Origin of the sequence: Streptomyces sp. HB132 (assembly GCF_016909575.1) — a bacterium.
GTDB lineage: Bacteria > Actinomycetota > Actinomycetes > Streptomycetales > Streptomycetaceae > Streptomyces.
Map to the genome: position 1 here is coordinate 229254 of NZ_JAFBGA010000009.1, position 22731 is coordinate 251984.

Genomic DNA, 22731 nt, shown 5'->3' on the forward strand with positions numbered 1-22731 from the left:
CGCTCCCTGATTGGTGTGTAGCGGTGCGCCCTGGGGGTCCACCCGCGGAAAAGATCAGAGCCATGGTAGTGCCGCAGCGCCGTGACCCCGCGCTCGGCCCCGGCACAGGCGGAACAGGACGCTCCGGCCGCCCGCGCCTCAGGCCGGGGGCCGGCATCGCTCCGACGGGTCAGCGGCGGTCCACGGAGATGCCGCGGTGTGCGTCCCGCATCCCGTCGAGGCGTTCAGGGGGAACGGCTCGACGACCGGCTGTGCGACCTGTCATGGGGAAGGTCCGCCCGGCCACCCCTACGGATTTTTCGGCAGGACCGTCCGGAGTGCCCGTGTGATATTCGAATCGGCGCAAGTCGCGCCGAGCGAAGGGATACCGACGATGGAAAAGCACACCGAACAATCACCGCCGAAGAGGCTGCCTCCGGTAGCGCCCGCGACGGTCCACGCCACCTTCTCACTGGGAGAGGGGCGCGGATTCCAGTTCGTTGAATTCGAGCCGGGAATGACAGGAGTCATTCAGTCCGGCCGTGTGATGGCGGACACCCCGATCACGCAGGAGCAGGGGGGCAAGCCGCCCGAGGTCGGTCAGGACCGCGCAGGAGAAGGCCGTCAGGTCGTGACGAGGGACGCCGACGAGCAGGCCTGGTTCAAGCAGACCTTCTGCAACGGCGCGCAGAGCTGTGTCCAGGGCTGGGACTGGGCGCTCGCCACGTCCAAATGGAAGCTGGGCAACGGCACCGGAATCTGCATGGTGGGAAGCGAAGGAACTGTCAACGCGAAGTTCACTTCGTACTACTGGAAATGCGCGTGCACCACGCCTTTCTGTATCGGCGGACCCACCTGCCTCTGGATCGAGTTCTGGGAAGGCGTTGTCCTGCCGGGGCACTGGCTGTCGGTGGATGTCACGGGCGGCAACCACTACATCCAGTGGACGCTGAACGGCGCCGGGGCCGACACCCAGGTGAGTCTCGCTGCCCGCTACGGCTCGTGAACGGGGACCCGGGCGGGAGCCCGTCAGTCGCACATGCCGGAAGAGAGGGAAGCGCGAGATGACCGACACGGAGAAGTACGCGGGCCCGGACGCGTCGCCGATGGATCTTGAGATCTCCATTCGCGACGACGCGACCCAGGCCGATCGGGAGAACGCGGAGCGTTCCGTCGCGGCGCTCGTCGAGCGGTCCGCCTCGGCGGTCGCGCGTGAGCGGGCCTCGGAAGCCGAAATGGCGGAGCTGACGGCTCCACTGGACGCACCCCTCATGAAGCTGATCGAGGGGGATCCCTCCGCGGTCAGGGCGCTCGAGCGCCTGCGCTCCCAGGAACTCGTGCGCCCCGACGCGGCCGCCGCACTCGGCGACGGCGGTGTGTCCGCCTCGGCCTTCGACACCGCGCCCATGAGACCGCACGGTGCGGAGCTGCGTTCCCTCGGGTTCGTCCCGCCGTACGACTTCAGCTGGGCCTGGCACGACGGTAACGGGCACCCGCCGTTCAGCCGGATCCTGGATCGGAGCACCGGCGATGTCGGTCTGGACGCCCGGTCGGGTTTGGTGGCCGGAGGGGCGTCCGGGTTCGTCAACGCGCACGCCGGTTTCGGGGTGTTCCTCAGGTCCGACACCCCGGGGCAGAGGTTCCCCCACGCCGTTCTCAACCCCGGTCGCTTCAGCCATGTGATGAAGGCGGTCGGTGTGGGCAGCAACGCGACGTCCGAGGGCGGGTTCGAGCTCACCGTGTTCGAGGACGGGCGGCTGCTGGCCGCCGTCGGCCGCAAACTGTGGCGCGCGAGGATCAGCGCCGGCGAGTCCTCGTCCGGAGGCCAGGGCCCGTTCCTGATCACCGGGCCGGAACTCCAGTTCACGCTCCAGCCGGGCCGCGGGTACACCTTCAACGCGGGCATCTGGGTGTACAGCGACCGGTCCACCGGAATCGGTGGGGCGGCGGTGCAGTCCCTGCTGCAGGGTGTGGTGACAAGGATGTGGGTCTTCGGCTGAGCGGAGCCGCTCTCGCCCGCCTGGGCGCTGCAGCGGAATGTCACGCAGGGGTGTAAAGCGGAATTCGGGGCCGTAGGGACGACGCCCCCATCGGCAGCGGACGTTCCATCAGAATCCGCGCCGGTCCGGCGGCCCGGAGCCACGCGGCCGTGCCGGTCAGCCGTCCGCCGGGCTCCTCGTCGGCGCAGGCCTCGGCATCCCGCCCTCGGCGACCTTGCGGTCACCCGCCCGCAGCACACCCGCCCCCAGGACCAGCCCGAACGCCAGCACCGTCACCAGACCGAACGACACGAGCAGCGAGGTCGCCTCAGCCAGTGAACCGATCGCCGACGGTGCGATGAGCCCGGAGGTGTACGTGATGGTGGCGACGCCCGCGATGGCCCGGCTCGGGTTCGAGCCGCTGCGCCCGGCGGCGGCGAAGGCCAGCGGGACGACGACCGCCACGCCGAGGCCCAGCAGCCCGAAGCCGCAGAGCGCGAGAGCGGGGCCGGACGACAGGACCACGAGCAGTCCGCCGGCCGTCGCCAGGACGCCGCCGACCCGTGCGGTCCGCACCGCGCCGAAGCGGTCGACGACCCTGTCGCCGGCGATCCGGGCGATGGCCATCATGAGGGCGAACGCGGTGGTCGACGCCGCGGCGAGCCCGGCGGAGCTGCCCATGACGTCCCGGAGGTAGACCGCCGACCAGTCCAGGCTCGCCCCTTCGGCGAACACCGCGCAGAAGCCCACCGCCCCGATGGCCAGCGCGGACTTCGGCGGCAGGGTGAACCGCGGCGGCGGCTCCTCGTCCGGCTCGCTCCGCAGGTCCAGGACACCCTGGCAGGCGGCCAGCCCGAGGACGGTCAGTATCAGCGCGGCCAGCGTGTGGTGCAGCCGTGCGTCGGCACCCATGTGCGCCGCGACCGTGCCCGCCGCCGAACCGACGAGGGCGCCCACGCTCCACATGCCGTGGAGCCCGGACATGATCGACCTGTCGAGCCGGTTCTCCACCTCGACGCCCAGGGCGTTCATCGCCACGTCCGACATCCCCGCTGTCGCCCCGTAGACGAACAGCGCGAGGCAGAGCGTGAGCAGATTCGGGGCCAGCGCCGGGAGGACCAGTGCCAGGGTCCAGAGTGCGAGCAGCCCGCGCAGGGCGGTCCGGGCGCCGAACCTGTGGCTGACACTGCCCGCCATCGGCATGGCCAGCGAGGCGCCGATCGCGGGGAAGGCCAGCGCGAGACCGAGCTGACCCGCGCTGACCGAGGCGTGGTCCTGGATCCAGGGGACCCGGGTGGCGAAGCTGCCGGTCACCGCCCCGTGCACGGCGAAGACCGAGGCGACCGCGTACCTGGCCCGCCTGATCTGCTCCGTGCCGAAGACCGGGACCGTCGAGTCCTTGGTCATACGCCGTGCCCTCCCCTGAAGAATTGCGGCAGACCGGGTTGCCCGGTGCCTGTCGTGCGGTGCGGGCCGTAAACTATCAGGAACCCTGCCTGATAAATAACCCCACGACGGCGGACCGTCAGAGATCTGGAAGGATCCCGGCATGCCCGCATCCCCGAGCACCGCCCGGGCCATCAACGACCGGCTCGCCCTGCGGCACCTCCAGCAGGACGGTCCGCTGACGGCCACTCAGCTGAAGGCCCTGACAGGCCTGTCCCGTCCCACGGTCGCCGACCTCGTCGACCGCCTGCAGGACGCCGGCCTGGTCCGGGTCGTCGGTGAGAGCGGCTCGGACCGCCGTGGGCCCAACGCCCGGCTGTACGGGATCGTCGCCGACCGCGCCCATCTGGCCGCCCTCGACGTACGTACGGACAGCGTCGCCGTGGTCGTGGCGGACCTGCTCGGCGTCACCCTCGCCGAGGCCAGCCTGCCGATCGGCAGCGACACCGGTACGCGGCCCGCCGTCGAGAAGGCCGTGGCGACACTGGAACGCACGGCCCGCACCGCGGGCACCGCCCCGTTGCACAGCGTCGGCATCGGTGCCCCCGGCCTGATCGACCCCGTCACCGGCGAACTCAGGGACACCGCCGGTCTCCCCGCCTGGCACGGGGGCCTGGTCAGGGAGCTCCAGCAGCGCCTCTCCGCCACCGTCCTCGTGGAGAACGAGACCAACCTCGCCGCAGTGGCGGAACACCGCATCGGGGCCGCCCAGGACCGCGACACCTTCGTGCTGCTCTGGCTCGGCCACGGCATCGGCGCCGCCGTCATGCTCGACGGGAAACTTCGCCGGGGCGCCTCGGGCGGAGCCGGGGAGATCGGCTTCCTGCCGGTGCCCGGCACCTCGGGAGTCCCCTCGGCGGTCAACTGCGAAGGAGGGTTCCACTCGTTGGCCGGTTCCGCCGCCGTCTGCGCACTGGCCGCGGAACACGGCATCAGGACGTGGGACACCTCGGACGACGGGGCGCAGGAGCAGGACCCGGCCGCCGCGTTCGCCGTACGCGCCGCACTGCGGGCCGGCAGCACGGCCGGTGAGGCCTTCCTCTCCGAACTGGCCGACCGCCTGGCGCTGGGAGCCGCCTCCGTCGTCTCCGTCCTCGACCCCGGCTGCCTGATCCTGGCAGGCGAGGTCGGCCGCGCCGGCGGCGACGCGCTCGCCGCGCGGGTGGCGGAGCGACTGGCGCGGATGTCTCCACTGCGTACGGAGGTCAGGGCAGGGACGCTGGGAGGCGGCGCGGTCCTGGACGGCGCTCTGTTCGCGGCCCGCGAGGCGGCGCAGGACGTCCTCTTCGGCGCGGGGAGATGAGGGAGGGGCCTGGCCGGGTGGGCGAGCCGTTCCGGTCAGGCCCGGGACGGCTCCTCAGCTCCGGTGCCCGACGGCCCCCGTCTCACCAGGAACTGGCTCGGCTCGCCCCACCATGACACGTACAGGCTGTCCCCCGCGCGGGTGCAGGCGACGAACAGCAGACAGCGTTCAGCCAGAAGGTCGGCCTCGTGCTGAAGCCGGTCGACGTCTGCCGAGGCTACGGCTTTCGGATACGGCAGGGCGCCGCTGCTCACCCCCACGACGGCAAACGCACCGGAACTCCAGCCCCTTGAACGCGTGCATGGTGCCGACCTGGACGGCGGCCGGGTCGGAGACGGCATCACCCCGCAGACGCGCGGCGCGGATCCCCGCCGCTGTCAGGCGTTCGACCGCCTTGCCGCAACTCTTGTTGAAACGGGAGCCGATCCCGATGTCACCCGGCTCGATCCCGCTGTCGAGCCACGCGCGTACCCGCGTGACGAGGGCGTCGAGTTCGGCGGATTCCGAGCTCCCGCCGAACACTTCGGGTCCGCTGCCGTGCAGGGCCGACCGGTAACCGAGGAGCGTCTCGTTGCGGGCGTCGTCCGCGAGCTGCTCGAAAGGGCGGCCGACGAGGAGCGCGGTCGACCAGCGGAGGATCTCGTGGGTGGACCGGTAGTTCTTGCGCATCCTGGTGGAACGCCCGGAGACCCGGACGCCGACCGCCTTCAGGGACACCTTCGTGTCGTAGATGCGCTGGTGGGGGTCGCCCGCGATGAAGAGGTCGTCCGGCCGGGCCGGAGCCGCTGCGCGCAGCAGCCGCCACTGGGCGGGGTGCAGGTCCTGTGCCTCGTCGACGACCACATGCCGGAAGCGGGGCCGGCGCTCTCCAGCAGATCAGCGGCCTCCGCGCAGGTGCCCAGGTAGGTGCGCAGCCCGTCCGTGGTGAGCCGTTCGGTGAACTCCTCGATCGTGCGCCAGACGAGCCCACGGGAGGACGTGGGCAGCGCGCTGCCCCGCCCGCGCCGCTCGCAGCCCTCGTACCTCCTCCAGTGTCCGGAGATTCTGTGCGAGGACCACGTGCTTGTACTCCTGGGCGAGGAACTGCGCGGTGCCGGTGAAACCGGTGGCCCGTGCCGCCTGCTCCCACCGGGCTTCCTCCTCACCGCCCCGCAACGGCCGCCGCGACGTCGACACGACCCTTCCCGCGAACGCGTCGACGGTCATGATGTCGACGCGGTCACGCAGCACTTCGTCCTCGACCAGTGCCGCCAGTCCGGTGCGCAGGGCGGCCACGAGTGTGTTGGTGTACGTCGTGAGCAGAATCCGGTCCCCGTCGCGCAGATGCCCCAGCAGGTGGTGTGCCCGGTGCAGGGCGACGACTGTCTTGCCGGTGCCGGGCCCCCCGGTGACCTGGGCGGGGCCTGAGTACGAGGGCCGGTAGGCGGCCCTGTGCTGTGACGGGTGGAGGAAGACCCGCCAGGCGGCGAACGGCTTGGCGAGGATGTCGCGGGGTTCCTCGGAGGCGGTGACGAGAGCGATACGCGCCCGGGTGCGCCGAATGGCGGTCGCGAAGTCCTCGGTGTCCATGGGTGGGTCGCCTGCGGAGACGGTGGACATGCTGACGGACACCACGTCGCGCCACACCTCCTCCACGCTGAAGCCCGCCGCCAGGTATTCCAGGACCTCTCGCTGGTCCTGCGGGAAGTACGGGGCGAAGACTTCCAGTTGTTCCGCGTCGGTGAGCGCGCGGGCCTGGCGCAGAGTGGTCCCGTCGATGCCAAGCGCGGTCATGTCCCCGTCGGACACGTGCGCGAACAGGCGCTGATGGGGGGCCGGGGCGATGCGTTCGTACGCCGGCGTCAGTTCGTCGAGCATCGCGATGTCCCTGATCTCGACGGATCGGGTGACCGTGTTGATGCCGGCCATCTGCTTGATCGCCCACGCGATCGCCTTGTCGTGCGGCATCACCCGCAGCAGTACGAAGGTGTCCCCGCTGTCCGGCGCGAGGACGACGCCACGCGTGCTCTGATCGATGCGAATGGTCCTGATGTGAGGGTCGCGGGCCCGTTTGAGCGTTTCCAGATTCAGTCCCTGGTCCTTGAAGAGCTGGTCCAGGGTGAGACGCTCGAACTTCTCCCAGGCGTCGAACAGCCCCTGTTTGACGCTTCCCTGGAGCTTGCTGAGCTGTGCGCAGAAGCCGATGTCGTACGCGAGGTGGGGCGCGGGCGGACTCTCCGGGAGAGCGGCTGACGTCGGAGGTGTTGGCGGGTCAGGCAGCCGGCCCGTCGAGATCGAGCTGGATCAGGGCCAGTGCCTCGGCGACCTCCTCCGACAGGTCGTCCGTGGGGCCGTAGACCAGGCACAGGTCGTCGTGGAGGGGTGCGAGGATCAACTGCGCCTCAGGAGACTCCCCCTGGGCCAGCAACAGCATGCCGATGTCCCGGCGCAGCTCGACCGCCTCCTCACTCACGTCGCCGTCCACCGCACGGACGACGTCCAGGACAGCCCGCAGCGCCACCAGCGCGTCGGTGGCCTGGCCCAGTTCGGCGCGGCACCGCGCGGCCTGGGCCCGGCACGCGCGGGCCTGCGTACTGCTGGGACCACCGGTTCGCGCGTACGCGTCGGCCAAGGCGTCGAACTCGGGCAGGGCCGCCCTGTAGTCCCCGCCGAGCAGCTGGATCGCGGCGCGCTGCGTGCGGAGCTCCAGGACCTTCCTGTTCTCGGCGCCGAGGGCGCGTGCGGCCGGCTCGATGATCTCGCTCAGCACCTCGGCGGCCTGGGCGAACCGCTCCTCGTCCAGCAGCGCGTCGGAGTGCGCGTACGCCTCCGCGATCTCCTCGCGCAACTGCGCGGGCACGGCGACGGGGTCCGGCTGTGCGGCGGCCGGATCGACCGTGGTGGACACGGGCCGTCCTGCACCGGCGCGGGCACGTGGCGCGTACGGCTGACGGAAGATCGCGGTCGGATCCGGCGCTCCCTGTGGCCCTGCCTCACCGGGAGCGGGCCCCGTGCCGGGCGCGGGCAGGAAGTGCCGAAGCCGCTCGTACACCTCCTGCACATCGGCGGGCCGCGCCTCCGGAGCCTTGAGCAGCAGGTGCAGGACCAGCGCCTCCAGAGGCTCCGGCACATCCGGTCGCAGCAGGCGCAACGGGGTCGGAGCGGCGTTCACATGCTGGTACATCACCAGGTATTCGCTGTCGGCGGTGAACAGGGGCCGTCCACTGAGTAGTTCGTGCAACACGCAACCCAGCGCGTACAGATCGGTCTGAGGACTGGTGCGCCCGCCGCGGACCTGCTCCGGTGCCATGTACTGGTAGGTGCCGATGGGGCTGCCGGTCGCGGTGAGCTTGGTGACGTCCGTGCGCAGGATCGCCGCGATTCCGAAGTCGAGGATTTTCACCGTCCCGTCCCGGGCGATCAGGATGTTGGAGGGTTTGAGGTCGCGGTGGATCACGGGCACGTCGTGGGCGTGCGACAGCACGGTGGCGGCCTGCGCGGCGACGGCCACGGCCCAGCTGACGGGCAGCGGGTGATCGGGATGGACGTACACCGACAGGGGGACGCCGTCGACCAGCTCCATGACGAGGAACAGCCGTTCGTAGGCGTCATCGAGCACCGCGTCGAACACCTGGGGCACGCCGGGGTGCTGGATGCGCGCGGTGATGCGGGCCTCGCGCTTGAACCGCTTGGCGAACTCCTCGGCCAGCTGCGGTGAGCCGGCGACGGCCTGCCGCCGGACCACCTTCACGGCGACCGGACGGTCCAGCACGGCGTCGTAACCACGCCACACGTCACCCATGCCGCCGCTGTTGAGCTCCTCCAGGAGCTCGTACCGCCCGGCGATCGGCTGTTCCGGCACCTTGCCCCCGTGTGTGCGTGTGCTGGGGCCGACGCGTGTTGGCGCTTGGACCCGACGTGGTGGGGCCAAGTCTCTCCGTGCGGCGATCTCGAGTCCAGCGAAGTCGGGGGAGCGAGTGGGGGAGCGTCACTTTTCGGTCACCGGAGGAGGAGCGGTCGGCCGCGTCTCGACTGCTGCAAGGAATTCCCGAGCACCACAGGGTGGATGCCACGTTCAGACACTGTAGGGATAGATGTCTATGCCGTCGACAATGAACTCTACAAGTGCTCCGACCTGAAGGTGATTCGCGCTCGACGGGGCATCGATCAACATGATATCTGTTGCGATGCGGATTCCGGCAACGCCGTCTTCATCCAGAGATTCCAACTCGCCGCGGATGAGGATCGAACCACTCTGATAGTTGCCGATGATCGCAGCGTCCCCCTCTGCTTTGGATAGGGATTCGATATCTCCTGGGATATCGAACTCGACCAGATGGATTCCTGTGGTAGGAACGGACTTTCCCCGCCACCTACCCCATGCTGCGCCGAGCGGACAGGTGAACGACACAAGCGTCTCGGCCGTGTTAATTAGTTCTTCGACTTTGATATCCATTATTTCAATCCAAGGGGTACTCGAACCATCGTATTGTCGATGATCCAAGTGTTTGTAGGCGATATGAAGGTCCATGTCTCCTTGTGGAAGTGGAACCTCGTGGGCTTGCTATTCATTTCATGATCTCCGAGTCGGATGCTACGTGTCCCATCGGCTGATACTAGTCGATCAGGGTCAGGTAGTCCTGTTCGGGGGTGAATGTTCGTGTAAGGGCCCTCGCCGAGGAACTCTTCCCATTCCGCCATGGCGTGTTGCGGTTTCCGAGGCTTCGGATCTTTTACCTCGGGTGTTCTGATCGTCTTCTCTTCAGGCGGGCAGGAGAATAGACCCCAGGGGTCGACTTCCCGGTTTGGGTTATCGACGTAGGTCGCGCTATTAAGTGATGGGGCGAGGCCGAGAGGATCTGGAGTCAGATAGCGAGCTGTTTCGGAGTCGTAGTATCGATGATAATTGTAGTGGAGATGCGTTTCGGAATCGAAGTATTGACCTGGATGGCGCAGGGGAGTGAATGCGCTGCTATCCGCCGTCCACGTTGTCATTCCCCAGAGAGTGCTGCGCGTATTCCATGCAATTTCTCCAGTCTCGTCGACAAGTTCCGTGGGTGAGCCGACAAGATCCGTAATGATCGAAAAAAAGCGTTCGTCAACGACCTTCTGTGTCAGGTCGGGCAGGAGTACGCGCTCTGTTTGACTGAGAGGATGCAGGCCCTGGTGTTCCCAGGTGAGAGCAACTTGAGTCTGGCGCACATCAAGCTCCGAGACTTCTTCACACAGAATTGTTCCATCCCAAGAGAAAGTCACACGCTCGAGGATCGTCACGCCGTCTTCTGCTAGCCGCTGCTTTTCTGTACGTCTGCCGAGTGCGTCGTATTCATAGCGCCACACTGTACCGTCCGGAGTGATGACCGAGCGGAGACGGTCCTCGGGGTCCCACTCGTAGCGCCAGGATTGAGGCTTGCGTGAGAGGCGGGTTTTCTGGCGAAGGGTGACGCGGCCCAGCGGGTCATTTTCATAGCGGACTTTACCCGCGCGAATTATTGCTGTGCCAGCGTATTCTCGAGCACCGATTGCCTCTTGGCCGGGGTGGGCTGTGGGCCAGGAGGCGTCGGTTTGGTTACCTGCTGAGTCGTAGGCGTAGCGCTCGGTCCAGTTCGAGGCGTGAACAGCTGTAACCCGTCCGTTTGGGTCGAGGTCGAAGCTTCGGGTTCCCCTGAGCTGATCGGCGAGGACCACAAGATTGCCGTCGGAGCGGTAGGTGTAGTCGCGCCGTTGGATGCTGTATCCCGCTATCCCGGTGACCTGTTGTCCAGTGAGACGGCCCAGCAGATCGTACTGGCTGGTGAGGGTCACGGAGTCGCCCAGCTGACGCGCGATCTCGTGCCCGCCTGCGTCGTGCTCGAAGGAGATGATGCGCCCAGATGCGGTGAGTGAGACGCGGCGACCTGCGGCATCGTAGGTCCAGGTGCTCGTGACAGCGCTGGGTGTGGTGCGTCCGGTGCGGCGTCCGAGCTGGTCGTACTCGTACGTCATCGTCCGACCGTTGACGGTTTCGGATCGGAGTCGTCCATAGCGGTCTCGGAGGTAAGTGATTGTGGTGTCGGCGTTGACGGCCTCCGCGAGCTGGTCGGAGAAGTCGTAGGCGAAGGTGCTGACAGCGCCTGCGGAATTCTTGGAGACGATCCGATCCAGCTCATCCCGCTCGTAGCGGATGGTCTGGCCCAGGGCGTCGGTGCGGGCGGTCAAGCGGCCTGCCGCATCGCGTTCGTAGTTGAGAGTGCGGTCGTCAAAGTCCGTTTCGGAAATCAGGTGGCCGGCAGCGTCATAGTCGTAGTTCCAGGTCAGTCCCTGGGGATTGAGGACCTGGGTGAGCCGGAGTTCATGGTCGTAGGCGAACTCGTAGCGCACGCCATCGGGTCCAGTACGTGCGGTCAGGAGGTCGAAGTGGGTGTACTCGAAGCGGGCGACGGCGCCCATGGCATCGGTGTGGGTGAGACAGTTTCCCTCGCCGTCGTATGTCCACACCTGCGTGGTGCCGTCCGCATCGGTACGGCGGGACAGTTTGCCCTCGACGGTCCATTCGAGGAGGGTGACGGCTCCGAGGGGGTCGGTGAGGGCGACCGGACGACCGAACGCGTCCCGGGCGACTTGGGTGGTGGCGCCGAGCGGGTCGGTCACGCTGAGGGGCAGACCGGCCTGGTCGCTACGGATGTGGGTCGTGTTGCCCAGTGCGTCTGTCACGGAGGTCGCGTGGCCGGCCTCGTTGTATGTCGTGCGTGTCACGGCACCGGACGGATCGGTGACGGTGAGGCAATTGCCGCGCTCGTCGTAGTCCTGGCGGGCCACGGTCCGGTCCGGGTTGGTGATGCGGACCGGGAGTCGAAGATGGTTGTACTCTGCGGACAATTCGCGGCCGTCCGGACGGACCGCACAGGTCAGCTGTCCTGACTCGTCGTACGCGAAACGGGTGGTGCGGCCGAGCGGGTCCGTGCGCAACAGGACGTGGTTGTAGCGGTCGTGCTCGAAGCGGGTGACCGCGCCCAGAGGGTCGATCTCGGCGACCACATGGTGGTCGTCGTTGACGACGTAGCGGTGGACGGCTCCGCTGCTGCTGGTGACGGTCGTGACACGCATTCCGCTCCCGGGATCCGTGCCGTCGTAGTCCAGCCGTAGGGCCATATGCCCTGCAGCGCCGCCCTCCGCTATGCACCGGTCCTGGTCGTCATAGGCGTACTCGTACCGGCTGTCGTTGGTGTCTGTCCAAGAGGTGACCCGGCCACGATCGTCGTAGGCGAACCGGAGCGGGAGCCCGGAGGAGTTGATGACTTCGGTGAGGTGCCCATCGGTGTAGCCGTAGCGAAGAATCTCCTGGTCCGAACCGTCCGGGGCCGCTTTTGCGAGGTGGAGTGCGGTGATCCGGCCTTCGCTCGTGGTGAGCTTCAGGTGGTAGCCGGCACCATGGACGATTCCGGCCGGCGCTCCGGTCTCGTCGTACTCGAACTGGATCCAGTTGCCGTTGCGGTCGTCGATCTGCACCAGGGGTGCGACGTCCCCAGCAGAGCGCGAACTGAAATGCCGTACTCGGCCGCTGTCAGGATCAGTGATTGCGTAGTCCCCCGAAGCGTCCACATCGAGGGGCCAGCGCGGACCGTGGCTCGGCAAGACCGGCACACCCGGCGCGGGGTGTGGGTAGGAGAGCAGCAGGCCGTCCTCGCAAACGAAGACGATGCCCTGGGAGTCGATCTCCAACCGCTGGTCGGCCGTGGAGGACCAGGAGGGTCCGAACCAACGGCCCGCACGGTAGTTGGAGGCGACCCGGCGGCGGAAGATCAGCGGAAGGATTCCCGGCAGAGCGATATCCGTCTGCGGCAGGTACATCGCCCCGGTGGCTAGATCGACTGGGTCCGTGGGGTCCTTCTCTACACCCTTGTCAGGCTTCGACGCCTTCGCTGGATCATCAACACCTTTGCGGGCAGCGCTCTCCACCCCGTCCTTCAGCCCATGCCGAGCGAGGCCCTTGATCAGGCCTCCGCCCTTGGTGCCGATCAGTTCGGGGACGAGCCTGCCGAGAAATTCGGAGGGGTCACCCTTGGCCGCGTCCCAGGCGTTCTTCAGCGCGCGGTCGGGGTTGGCGGCGGTGGAGGTGAGGCCGGCGAGCGTCATGTTGACGCCCTTGTAGTACTCGGCCGGGTGCGTCAGGTTGTACGGGTCTTGGGGATTGACCGACCGTACGAAGTTCACCAGCCCCGCGGTGCCCTTGATGACACCACCGCCGAAGTGCGCCAGCTCCATGCCCTGGCCGACTCCGTAGTCGATGAGCTCCTGCTTGGCCCGGTCCAGTCCGGTGGGTTCCTTCGGGGCGTGTGCCATCGCTGCGGTGATCGCACCCTTGGCGGCTTCGCCCGCGTCGTTACGTGCCTGCCGGGCGCGCTGCAGGATCTCTTGCGCTTGCTGCCGCTTGGCCGCGCCCGGGTCGGAGAAGGTCCCCGGATGCGGGAGGGGATGGTCGGTGTTGCGGACCGCGTTGTACGCCTCCGCCTTCTCCTTGAAAGCGGCCGCCGCTGTCTCGTAGTCCTGCTTGCCCTCCTTGTACAGGGCGATCGCCTCACCGGCCTTGGCCTGCGCGCTGGTGACCGTCCCGGCGAACGTCTCCAGCGCCTTGGCCGCGTCCTCGAACGCGTCCGCCACACGCAGCCAGTCGGTGGGCAGCGTCTGGAACTTGGCACGGAAGGCGTCTGCGGCCTCGCCCCTCCAGTGACCGGAATCCAGCTTCTTCATCCCGCCGCCGACGAGATCGAACGCCTTCTGGAAATCCCGGAGGTTCTTCACCGCCGCGCTGATCTTCTCCGGCCTGCCATGGATCAGCTCATCGGCCTCCTCGGTCTGACCGAGCTGCTGCTCCCTGACGTCCGCGCCCAAGGAGGAGGCGGTCTCATCGCCCCAGTCCTCGACAGTGTCTGCCCACTCATCGGCACCGACCTTCTCCAGGCCCGAGCCGAGCACATCGGTGCCCTTGTCGATCCCGGTGCCGACGACCTCCTTGCCCTTGTCGACCAGGTTGCCCGCACCGTCGTAGAGGGCGTCGCCCCACTTCCCCCAGTCCACCATCAGCGACTCTCCCCCCACCGCGGCTGCTCAGCCTGATCGATCGTCTCCTGCGACGGATCCAGCTGATCCCTCAGCCGCTCGTCCGCCGCGTCCCGTACCTCCGGGTCCATCAGCCCGTTGCGCTCCATCGAGTCGAGCGCGGCGTCCTCCACGTCGTAGGCGGTGTCCTTCCAGGTCTGTTTCACCTCGGCGTGGGCCGCATCCCATGACTCGCGGCTGTAGTCCGGGTTGTCATAGGCGGACTGGGTGCTGACCGTGTCCCAGCTCATGCCCTTGACCTCGTCCTCGGACGCATGCGGATTCCCGTTTACGGAATTCACACCGATCTTGATCGAGTCCTTGACGTACTGCTCCTGCTCCGCGAAGGAACCCGCCGACAACCCCACCCCCAGCGCGAACCCGTTCCCCTTCTGAGTCAGGGCCCGGACGCCCCACTCCCAGCGGTTGCAGAATGTCTTGAACTCCGAAGTAAGCCCGCCGTGCCCCAACTCCAGCCCCGACAAAGCCAGATCCGAAAACCCCCGGCCCACCGACGCCTCACCGATGAAACCGAGCTCCTTCAACTCCGCATGCGCCAGATTGATCCCCTTCGCGATCTCCGCCAACGCCCCCGGCGGCACCTGAAGATCCGCGTTCTCTCCGCTCACTGCATCCCCCCGAGATCAACCGCGACCGCGTCCGGCACGATGCCCGCCACCGGCGGGAACAACATCCCGTCCGTACTGCCCGCATCCAGCGCCACTCCCGCAGGGCCCGGCAGCATAGGCACCATCACGTCAAGCAACCGCGCACCCAGAACGGCCTGATACGTCCACTCCCGACCGGCATCCCCACGGGCTTGTGCGAACCGGGCCAACGCATCCTCGTCCGAGAAGGCACAGATCCAGCGCACGCCGTTCTGCTCCGCCGACCACAGGTCACCGGCCGCATCCAGTGGCACCAGCACCGCCCTACGTCGGAACTCACCCAGCAACACTGCAAACTCTCGGCGGGCCGTACGCAACTGAACCTGTTCAGCCTCCGCCGACGTCGCGGCGGGTGTCCGCTCGGGAGGCGGACCCGAAAGATCATCCAGGTCCGCCAGCCGTGACCGCCTGCGCTGCTGCTCCGGTATCCCGTCCCCACCCGTGGTCATGCGAAGGATCATCACACGCACGGATTTTCGAGTGCAACGTGAAATCGCCTACTGGCTGGAATCCTGCTGCTTCGGGCACGGGGAGACTTCCAGGACCGCCCACACCGTCTTGCCCGGCCCGTCCACGCAGGGGTACCAGCCCCAGCGGTCGGCCAGGGCGGCGACCAACAGGAGGCCGCGGCCGCCCTCCTGATCGGGCGACGCCGGGCCGGTGGGAGCGGGGAGGCGTTCGCCCCGGGTGTCGGTGACCTCGATGCGGATGGCCGTGCCCTCGGCGGAGAGGCGGAGTCGGAAATCGCGGCCGGACACGTGACCGTGGCGCACCGCATTGCTGCCCAGAAGCGTCAGTTCCGTCTTGACGTGGAGCGAAGCAAGATCTTGCTGTCCACTCAGCCGTCCGTGCACGTGATCACTCCGGACGGCATCGCCGTCGAGATTCATCAGGCCGAGCTGGAAGACGCCATCGCCGACCTCGTCGACCGTGCGCTCGCGCCGGTGGAGCAGTGCCTCGACGACCTGCACATGGCGCCCCTGGACGTGGACGACATCCTCATGATCGGCGGCACCAGCCAGATCCCGAGCGTCCGGGCGGCGGTTGCCGAAGCACTGCAGATGGAGCCTGTGCCGACAGAGCTGTGCGATCCGATGACCGCCGTGGCGCGAGGGGCGTCCATCGCTGCCGCAGTCCTGGCCGGTGAGACCGAGGGGGTGATCCAGGTCGCCACCAGCCACGCACTCGGCACCGTGGTCAAGGACTCCAGCGGACGCAAGAAGTTCAGCGAGATCATCCCCAGGAACTCGCCGCTGCCCTGGAAGGAGCGAAAGAGTTACACGCCTCAGCGAGACCACGCGCGGAAGCTGTCCGTCGAGATCTGGGAAGGTGACCCGGACAAGGAACTCACCCATCCGGACAACGTGCAGCTCACCGAGCTCAGCCTGACGTATCCCACTCCGAGGGCTCGTGACGAGGCCAGCTTCGGCCTGGAGTACATGTACGACTCGAACGGTCTGTTGCACGTCAAGGCCGTGCTGGAGCACACCGGGGAGGTGGTTCTCGACGAAGAGGTGAAGAGCTTCGGTTCCGGCGGACCCACACCAGAGGTGCGCAGAGAACTCGACGACTTGCTGCAGACGAACCCGACGCCTGCGGCACCGATGGCCGCACCTGCGCATCCCCGTCCGGTACCCACGCCTCCGAGCGGGCAGCCGGCCGCAGGAGACAGCCCGCACACCCTTGTCGTCGACGGCTCCAACCTCGCGTGGATCGGCCGTTCGCCCCGCCGGTCTGGTGTGTCCGAGGAGGACGACCGGCCAAGCTTCGGGCAGCTTCAGGCCGCACGCGCAGCGCTGGCCAAGAAGTACCCCTCAGCGGAGATCCACGTCGTGGTCGACGCCAGTCTGCGCCACAAGGTTGCGGAGAGCGAGCGCCAGACGGTGACTGCCGCAATCAGCAAAGGTGATGTGATCCAGCCGCCCGCAGGAACGGAGGGCAAGGGAGACGCCCTGGTGGCAGCCATCGCGGACGAGTCGGGGGCGATGATCGTGACCAACGACAATTTCGTCGAACTGCAAGGGCGGTATCCCTGGCTCCGCGAAAAGGGGCGCGTACTGGGCGCCACGTGCGCGAAGGACGTGTGGATCTTCACCGACCGCACGTGCGTGGCGCCTCGGACGAGGGCGTAGGGCAGGACGGGACTCAGAGCGCGCCGCGATGCGGTCTTCGGGCACGTTGATCGTCAACTGAGCAGGTCGGAGACGTGGTGCCGCTCAGGAAGCGGCTGTAGGCATCCCCTCGGGGCGGGCGGGCGCCGAGGGGATGCCTTCTGTTGGGACGCCCTGCGCCTGTGACCGGATGTCTGACCGCCGTCATTCTCCGTGTCCGGGCGCTACCGTGCGTCCGGACACGGCCGACGCCGGTGCGGTGGGGGCGTGGACCTGGCCCCGAGCACTGTCCTCGCAGCCGCAGCCGCAGCCGCAGCCGCAGCCGCAGCCGCAGCCGCAGCCGCAGCCGCAGCCGCAGCCGCAACTGTGAGTCGCTCCACAGGCACCACCCGTTCGGATCCCTGCCCGCCGTGGCACAATGATCCTGTACCAGCAGCAGCGCACTCCGGGGTCGGTGTAATTCCGAACCGGCGGTTATAGTCCGCGACCCGTCCGCATCCAGCGGCCGGTTGACCAGGTGAGATTCCTGGACCGACGGTGAAAGTCCGGATGGGAGGCAGTGCGCGGCGGGCCGTCACAGGTACGCCGCCGTAGGCGGATGTTTTCCGGGAGATCCCGGGCGTTCCGGAATGTTCCGGGGCGGGCGCATCCGTGTCTTCGGTTCGGCGTCCCCCTGTTGCGTTCCGCTTCATCTGTCGTCATCGACAGGCCCCGGAGTCCGTGCCCGAAGAGGCAGGAGGACCCGGTGGCCACCGCAGCCGAAACAGCCGTCATGCGGCGGGCGATCACGCTCGCAGCCCGCGGACTCGGCGCCACCAGCCCGAATCCGGTCGTCGGATGCGTCATTCTCGACGCCTCCGGGGAAGTGGCCGGCGAAGGCTTCCACCAGCGCGCCGGCGGGCCGCACGCCGAGATCCACGCCCTGCGCGAGGCCGGCGAGAGGGCCCGCGGCGGCACCGCCTTCGTCACCCTCGAACCCTGTAACCACACCGGCCGCACCGGCCCGTGCGCCCAGGCTCTCACCGAGGCCGGCGTCCGCCGTGTCGTATACGCGGTGAGCGACCCGAACCCGCAGGCCACAGGAGGCGCGGACACCCTGCGTGCCGCAGGCGTCCAGGTGGAGCAGGGCCTCCTCGCAGACGAGGCGGAGGCCGGCAACACGGCGTGGCTCACCTCGGTCCGCCTCGGCCGCCCGTACGTCCTCTGGAAGTACGCGGCGACCCTCGACGGCCGGATCGCCGCCGCCGACGCCACCAGCCGCTGGATCACCTCCCCGGAGGCCCGCGCCGACGTCCACCGTCTGCGCGCCGAGGCGGACGCGGTGGTGGTCGGTTCCGGCACCGCCCGCGCCGACGACCCGCAGCTGGGCGTACGCGGCGTCGAGGGCGTCACCCAGCCGCTCCGGGTGGTCGTCGACACCGACGCCACCGCGGTGCGGCCCGGAGCCAGGGTCCTCGACGGAACCGCGCCGACCCTCGTCGCCGTCGCCGACGGCGCCGAGGCCGGGCACCTCCCGGCCGAGTCGGTGCTGCGCCTGCCGCGCGCCGCCGACGGGCAGGGCCTGGACATCGGCGCGCTGCTCGCCGCCCTCCACGGCCGTGGCATCCGTTCCGTACTCCTCGAAGGCGGGCCCGTCCTGGCCGGCGCCTTCGTCGCCGCGGGAGCGGTCGACACCGTCGTCGGCTATCTCGCCCCGGTTCTCCTCGGCGCGGGCCCCCCGGCCCTCGCCGACGCCGGAATCTCCACCATCTCCCAGGCGTTGCGCCTCGATGTGACCGAGACCGTCCGTATCGGCCCCGATCTGCGCATCACCGCCGTCCCCGTTCCTGCTCGGAAGGGAAACTGAGTGTTCACCGGAATCGTCGAAGAACTGGGCGAGGTCACCGCCGTCGAGAAGCTCGACGACGCCTCCCGCTTCCGACTGCGCGGCCCTGTCGTGACGGAGGGCGCCAAGCACGGCGACTCCATCGCGGTCAACGGAGTCTGCCTCACCGTCGTGGACCTCGGGGAGAGCGAGTTCACCGCCGACGTCATGGCAGAGACGCTGGACCGATCCAGCCTCGGCGCGCTGGAGGCCGGCTCCCGCGTCAACCTGGAGCGTCCGATGGCCCTCGGCGGCCGCCTCGGCGGCCACATCGTCCAGGGACACGTGGACGGCACGGGCCGCATCGTCGAGCGCCGGGTCTCCGAGAACTGGGAGATCGTCAAGATCTCCCTGCCCGACGGACTGTCCCGCTACGTGGTGGAGAAGGGCTCGATCACCGTCGACGGTGTGAGCCTGACCGTCGTCGACGCGGGACCCGACTTCTTCACGATCAGCCTCATCCCCACCACCCTCGCGCTGACCACGCTCGGCATCAAGGAGCCGGGCGACCCGGTCAACCTCGAGGTGGACGTACTGGCCAAGTACGTCGAACGACTGCTCGGCCACGGTGCCGCGCCGGAAGCCGGGGAGCCGGTCGCATGAGCGCCGTGGACTGGCTGAACTCGGAGGCGTTCACCGCCTTCGGGCAGCACATCATCTGGTCCGACATGATCGGCAACACGATCGGTCTGATCGCCCTGGCCCTCGGCTGGCTCCGGTCCGTCTGGACCTGGCCCGCGCAGCTCCTGTCCGGCGTCGTCCTGGTCGCCGCCAACGTCTCCGTGCAGCAGGCGGGCAGCGTCGGCAAGCAGCTGATCGTCGTCGCCGTCGCCGTCTGGGGCTGGCAGCAGTGGACCCGAGGCAGGAAGAGGGCGCAGGACGGGTCCATCGCCGTGCGCTTCGCCACCTGGCGCGAGCGCGGATACCTGGTGGGCGGCGCCGCGCTCGGCACGCTCGCGGTCGGCGGGCTGTTCACCGTCTTCCCGTCGCTCTCCTGGAGCCCGTGGGCCGACGCCTACATCTTCGCCGGGACCCTCGTGGCGATGATCGCCCAGGCGCGCGGCATGGTCGAGTTCTGGTTCGCCTGGCTCCTCGTCGACCTCGTCGGCGTACCGCTCAACTTCCACAGCGGACTCGCCTTCTCCGGTCTCATCTACGTCGTCTACGGCGCCCTCGTCCTGTGGGGCATGCGCGACTGGTGGCTGCGTACGCGGACACCCGCTCTGAAGGGAGCCACGGTATGACTGCCCAGCCCGCCTGGTTGCACGACCGCACCCTCGAAGACCTCTCGCTCGACCCCGTCGAACAGGCGATCCGCGACATCGCCGCCGGACGGCCCGTCGTGGTCGTCGACGACGAGGACAGGGAGAACGAGGGCGATCTCGTCATCGCCGCCGAGAAGGCGACCCCCGAGGTCATCGCGTTCATGATGAGCGAGTGCCGCGGACTGATCTGCGCGCCCATGGAGGACGACGAGCTCGAACGCCTCGAACTCCCGCAGATGGTCACGCACAACACCGAGTCGATGAAGACCGCCTTCACCGTCTCCGTGGACGCCTCCGCCGAGCACGGGGTGACCACCGGCATCTCCGCGGCCGACCGGGCCACCACGCTCCGGATGCTGGCGGGCGGCACGGCGGGCCCCGGCGACTTCGTACGCCCCGGCCACGTCTTCCCGCTCCGGGCCCGCTCCGGTGGTGTCCTCGTGCGCAACGGCCACACCGAGGCCGCCGTCGACCTGGCCAGGCTCGCCGGACTGCGCCCCGCCGGTGCCATCGTCGAGATCGCCGGTGAGGACGGAGCGATGCTGCGGCTGCCCGAGCTCCTCCCGTTCGCCCGCAAGCACGGCCTCACGATCATCTCCATCGAGGACCTGATCGCCTACCGCCGCAGTTCCGAGCCCACGGTGCGCCGCGAGGCCGAGGTCCGGCTGCCCACGAGCTTCGGCGCGTTCACCGCGTACGGCTACCGCTCCGTCGTCGACGGCGTCGAGCACGTCGCTCTCGTCCACGGCGACATCGGCGACGGCCGGGACGTCCTCGTCCGGGTCCACTCCGAATGCCTCACCGGTGACATCTTCCAGTCCCAGCGCTGCGACTGCGGGCCCCAGCTGCACACCTCGATGGAGCGCATCACGGCCGAGGGCAGGGGCGTCGTCGTCTACCTGCGCGGGCACGAGGGCCGGGGCATCGGACTGCTGTCCAAGCTGCGCGCCTACGAACTCCAGGAGCGGGGCTCCGACACCCTCGACGCCAACCTCGAACTCGGACTGCCGGCCGACGCCCGGGACTACGCGGCGGGCGCCCAGATCCTGAGCGACCTCGGCGTACGCAGCCTGCGGCTGATGACCAACAACCCGGACAAGACAGCCGCGCTCGTGCGGCACGGCCTCGAGATCACCGGGCGTGAACCCATGCCCGTCCAGGCCGGCGAGCACAACCTGCGGTACCTGCGCACCAAGCGGGACCGTATGGGGCACGACCTGCCCTGGCTCGACGCCTCCGCGTCGGCCTGCGCAAACCAGTGATCTGTGCCGACCCGCGGCACCCAGTGAGCCGCGCTGCCTGCGGCAGCCGGTAAGCACCGACGAACACACAGGAGAGACATGAGCGGCAAGGGCGCACCCGAACTGTCCGTACGCAACTGCGGAGACCTCCGGGTGGCGGTGATCGCGGCCCAGTGGCACGAGAAGGTCATGGACGGACTCGTCGACGGGGCCCTGCGTGCCCTGCACGACCTCGGGATCGACGAGCCGACCCTGCTCCGCGTCCCCGGCAGCTTCGAGCTCCCGGTGGTGGCCAAGGTGCTCGCCGGCCGCGGCTACGACGCGATCGTCGCCCTCGGAGTGATCATCCGCGGGGGTACCCCGCACTTCGAATACGTGTCCCAGGGCGTCACCAACGGCCTCACCCAGGTCACGGTCGACACCGGGGTCCCCGTCGGCTTCGGGGTGCTCACCTGTGACAACGAGGAGCAGGCGCTGGACCGTGCCGGACTCGAGGGATCCAACGAGGACAAGGGACACGAAGCGGTGACCGCCGCCGTGGCCACCGCCGCCACGCTGCGTACCGTCAGCGAACCCTGGCGCTGAGCAGTCCTCCGGGACCCCGTATTCTAAGGACCATCATGGCCAACAAAACCTTCGAAGAACTCTTCGCCGAGCTGCAGCTCAAGGCCGCCGACGGCGACCCCTCCACCTCCCGCACCGCCGAACTGGTGGACAAGGGTGTGCATGCCATCGGCAAGAAGGTCGTCGAGGAGGCCGCCGAGGTCTGGATGGCCGCCGAGTACGAGGGCAAGGAAGCCGCCGCCGAGGAGATCTCGCAGCTGCTCTACCACGTCCAGGTGATGATGGTCGCCCGAGGGATCTCCCTCGACGACGTCTACGCCCACCTCTGAGCACCGCCCGCACGTCCCGGAACTCCCTCCGCACAAAGGAAACCTGACCTCATGCTGCGCATCGCCGTCCCCAACAAGGGTGCAATCTCCGGGCCTGCGATGGCGATGCTCCATGAGGCGGGCTACCGGCAGCGCAAGGAGTCCAAGGAACTGGTCCTCGTCGACCCCACGAACGAGGTCGAGTTCTTCTACCTGAGGCCGCGCGACATCGCGATCTACGTCAGCTCCGGCCGGCTGGACATCGGCATCACCGGCCGTGACCTGCTGCTGGACTCCGGGGCCGAGGCCGAGGAGATCCTCCAGCTCGGCTTCGCGCGCTCCACCTTCCGCTATGCCACCAAGCCCGGCACGGCCGCCGGTCCCAAGGACTTCGACGGCATGACGATCGCCACGTCCTACGAGGGCATCGTGGCGAAGCACCTCGCCGAAGAGGGCGTCAACGCCTCCGTGGTCCACCTCGACGGCGCTGTCGAGACCGCCATCGAGCTCGGAGTGGCGCAGATCATCGCCGACGTCGTCGAGACCGGCACCAGCCTGCGCAACGCCGGACTCGAGGTCATCGGCGAACCGATCATGTCCTCGGAAGCCGTCGTGATCCGCCGCAAGGGCGCCGACACCGAGGACCCCAAGGTGCGGCAGTTCCTGCGGCGCCTGCAGGGCGTCCTGGTGGCCCGCAGCTACGTGATGATGGACTACGACTGCCGGGTCGAGCACCTGGAGCGCGCCGTCGCCCTCACTCCCGGCCTGGAGTCGCCGACCATCTCCCCCCTGCACCACGAGGGCTGGGTCGCCGTCCGCTCCATGGTCGCCTCGAAGGAGGCCCAGCGGATCATGGACGACCTGTACGAGCTGGGTGCGCGCGCCATCCTCACGACGGCCATCCACGCCTGCCGCCTCTGACGGCCGGACCCACCCGAGAACCTGA

At 68.5% G+C, this 22731-nt stretch carries 18 protein-coding genes, 1 pseudogene and 1 riboswitch; of the genes and pseudogenes, 11 read left to right on the plus strand and 8 right to left on the minus strand.

The annotated features are described in order from the left end of the window. Window positions 1-373: 373 nt before the first annotated feature. Both JOC24_RS21505 and JOC24_RS21510 read left to right on the plus strand, forming a co-directional pair. Window positions 374-985, plus strand: a complete 612-nt coding sequence (locus JOC24_RS21505; RefSeq protein ID WP_205021975.1) for a hypothetical protein — start codon at window positions 374-376, stop codon at window positions 983-985. Between the two features lie 58 nt (window positions 986-1043). Beyond that, the gene (locus JOC24_RS21510; RefSeq protein WP_205021976.1) at window positions 1044-1979 is read left to right on the plus strand and encodes a hypothetical protein; all 936 of its coding nucleotides are present in this window, start codon (window positions 1044-1046) and stop codon (window positions 1977-1979) included. Window positions 1980-2135: 156 nt separating this feature from the next. Here the strand turns inward: JOC24_RS21510 and JOC24_RS21515 are convergent, their stop codons facing one another. Further along, entirely contained in the window at window positions 2136-3365 is a 1230-nt protein-coding gene (locus tag JOC24_RS21515) for an MFS transporter (RefSeq protein ID WP_205021977.1), read from the minus strand. Between the two features lie 142 nt (window positions 3366-3507). On the opposite strand from JOC24_RS21515, the gene JOC24_RS21520 reads away from it, so the two are divergent. Next, window positions 3508-4707 carry an ROK family transcriptional regulator gene (locus JOC24_RS21520; RefSeq protein WP_205021978.1) on the plus strand — a complete coding sequence of 400 codons (1200 nt, stop codon included), beginning with the start codon at window positions 3508-3510 and terminating at the stop codon, window positions 4705-4707. Window positions 4708-4742: 35 nt separating this feature from the next. On the opposite strand, the pseudogene JOC24_RS21525 reads toward JOC24_RS21520, so the two are convergent. The 7 genes and pseudogenes from JOC24_RS21525 to JOC24_RS21555 all read right to left on the minus strand — a co-directional run bounded on the left by JOC24_RS21525 (window position 4743) and on the right by JOC24_RS21555 (window position 15322). After that, window positions 4743-6966 (minus strand): annotated as a pseudogene (locus tag JOC24_RS21525) (UvrD-helicase domain-containing protein). Next, the gene (locus JOC24_RS21530) at window positions 6959-8548 is read right to left on the minus strand and encodes a serine/threonine-protein kinase (RefSeq protein ID WP_205021979.1); all 1590 of its coding nucleotides are present in this window, start codon (window positions 8546-8548) and stop codon (window positions 6959-6961) included. Before JOC24_RS21530 ends, JOC24_RS21525 begins: the two are co-directional and overlap by 8 nt. Before the next feature lie 213 nt (window positions 8549-8761). Continuing rightward, window positions 8762-9142: a hypothetical protein gene (locus JOC24_RS21535; RefSeq protein WP_205021980.1), complete on the minus strand. Its 381-nt coding sequence runs from the start codon at window positions 9140-9142 to the stop codon at window positions 8762-8764. Next, window positions 9142-13746, minus strand: coding sequence for a putative T7SS-secreted protein (locus JOC24_RS21540; RefSeq protein WP_205021981.1), 4605 nt, complete (start codon window positions 13744-13746; stop codon window positions 9142-9144). Before JOC24_RS21540 ends, JOC24_RS21535 begins: the two co-directional genes overlap by 1 nt. After that, on the minus strand, window positions 13746-14393 hold the full coding sequence (locus tag JOC24_RS21545; protein ID WP_205021982.1) for a hypothetical protein: 648 nt from the start codon (window positions 14391-14393) through the stop codon (window positions 13746-13748). The genes JOC24_RS21540 and JOC24_RS21545 overlap by 1 nt, the downstream gene beginning before the upstream one ends. Further along, the gene (locus tag JOC24_RS21550; protein WP_205021983.1) at window positions 14390-14881 is read right to left on the minus strand and encodes an SseB family protein; all 492 of its coding nucleotides are present in this window, start codon (window positions 14879-14881) and stop codon (window positions 14390-14392) included. The genes JOC24_RS21545 and JOC24_RS21550 overlap by 4 nt, the downstream gene beginning before the upstream one ends. Before the next feature lie 48 nt (window positions 14882-14929). Further along, window positions 14930-15322 (minus strand): ATP-binding protein, encoded by a 393-nt coding sequence (locus JOC24_RS21555; RefSeq protein WP_205021984.1) that lies wholly within the window; start codon window positions 15320-15322, stop codon window positions 14930-14932. Here JOC24_RS21555 and JOC24_RS21560 point away from each other — a divergent pair. From JOC24_RS21560 to hisG, 8 genes are all read left to right on the plus strand, one after another. Then, window positions 15242-16564, plus strand: coding sequence for an Hsp70 family protein (locus JOC24_RS21560; RefSeq protein WP_307792744.1), 1323 nt, complete (start codon window positions 15242-15244; stop codon window positions 16562-16564). The genes JOC24_RS21555 and JOC24_RS21560 overlap by 81 nt on opposite strands. A gap of 415 nt (window positions 16565-16979) precedes the next feature. Then, window positions 16980-17110: riboswitch (FMN riboswitch) on the plus strand. A gap of 178 nt (window positions 17111-17288) precedes the next feature. Further along, window positions 17289-18389 (plus strand): bifunctional diaminohydroxyphosphoribosylaminopyrimidine deaminase/5-amino-6-(5-phosphoribosylamino)uracil reductase RibD, encoded by a 1101-nt coding sequence (gene ribD, locus JOC24_RS21565; protein WP_205021985.1) that lies wholly within the window; start codon window positions 17289-17291, stop codon window positions 18387-18389. After that, a complete protein-coding gene (locus JOC24_RS21570; protein ID WP_205021986.1) occupies window positions 18390-19010 on the plus strand; it encodes a riboflavin synthase in 621 nt (206 codons plus the stop codon). Then, a complete protein-coding gene (locus tag JOC24_RS21575) occupies window positions 19007-19651 on the plus strand; it encodes a nicotinamide mononucleotide transporter family protein (protein ID WP_205021987.1) in 645 nt (214 codons plus the stop codon). The genes JOC24_RS21570 and JOC24_RS21575 overlap by 4 nt, the downstream gene beginning before the upstream one ends. Next, complete coding sequence (locus JOC24_RS21580; protein ID WP_205021988.1) at window positions 19648-20934, plus strand: bifunctional 3,4-dihydroxy-2-butanone-4-phosphate synthase/GTP cyclohydrolase II; 1287 nt, start codon at window positions 19648-19650, stop codon at window positions 20932-20934. Before JOC24_RS21575 ends, JOC24_RS21580 begins: the two co-directional genes overlap by 4 nt. A gap of 78 nt (window positions 20935-21012) precedes the next feature. After that, window positions 21013-21498 (plus strand): 6,7-dimethyl-8-ribityllumazine synthase, encoded by a 486-nt coding sequence (ribH, locus tag JOC24_RS21585; RefSeq protein ID WP_073751806.1) that lies wholly within the window; start codon window positions 21013-21015, stop codon window positions 21496-21498. Window positions 21499-21533: 35 nt separating this feature from the next. Then, on the plus strand, window positions 21534-21806 hold the full coding sequence (locus tag JOC24_RS21590; protein ID WP_031097852.1) for a phosphoribosyl-ATP diphosphatase: 273 nt from the start codon (window positions 21534-21536) through the stop codon (window positions 21804-21806). 51 nt (window positions 21807-21857) lie between these two features. Further along, window positions 21858-22706: an ATP phosphoribosyltransferase gene (gene hisG, locus JOC24_RS21595; RefSeq protein ID WP_205021989.1), complete on the plus strand. Its 849-nt coding sequence runs from the start codon at window positions 21858-21860 to the stop codon at window positions 22704-22706. Window positions 22707-22731: the final 25 nt, after the last annotated feature.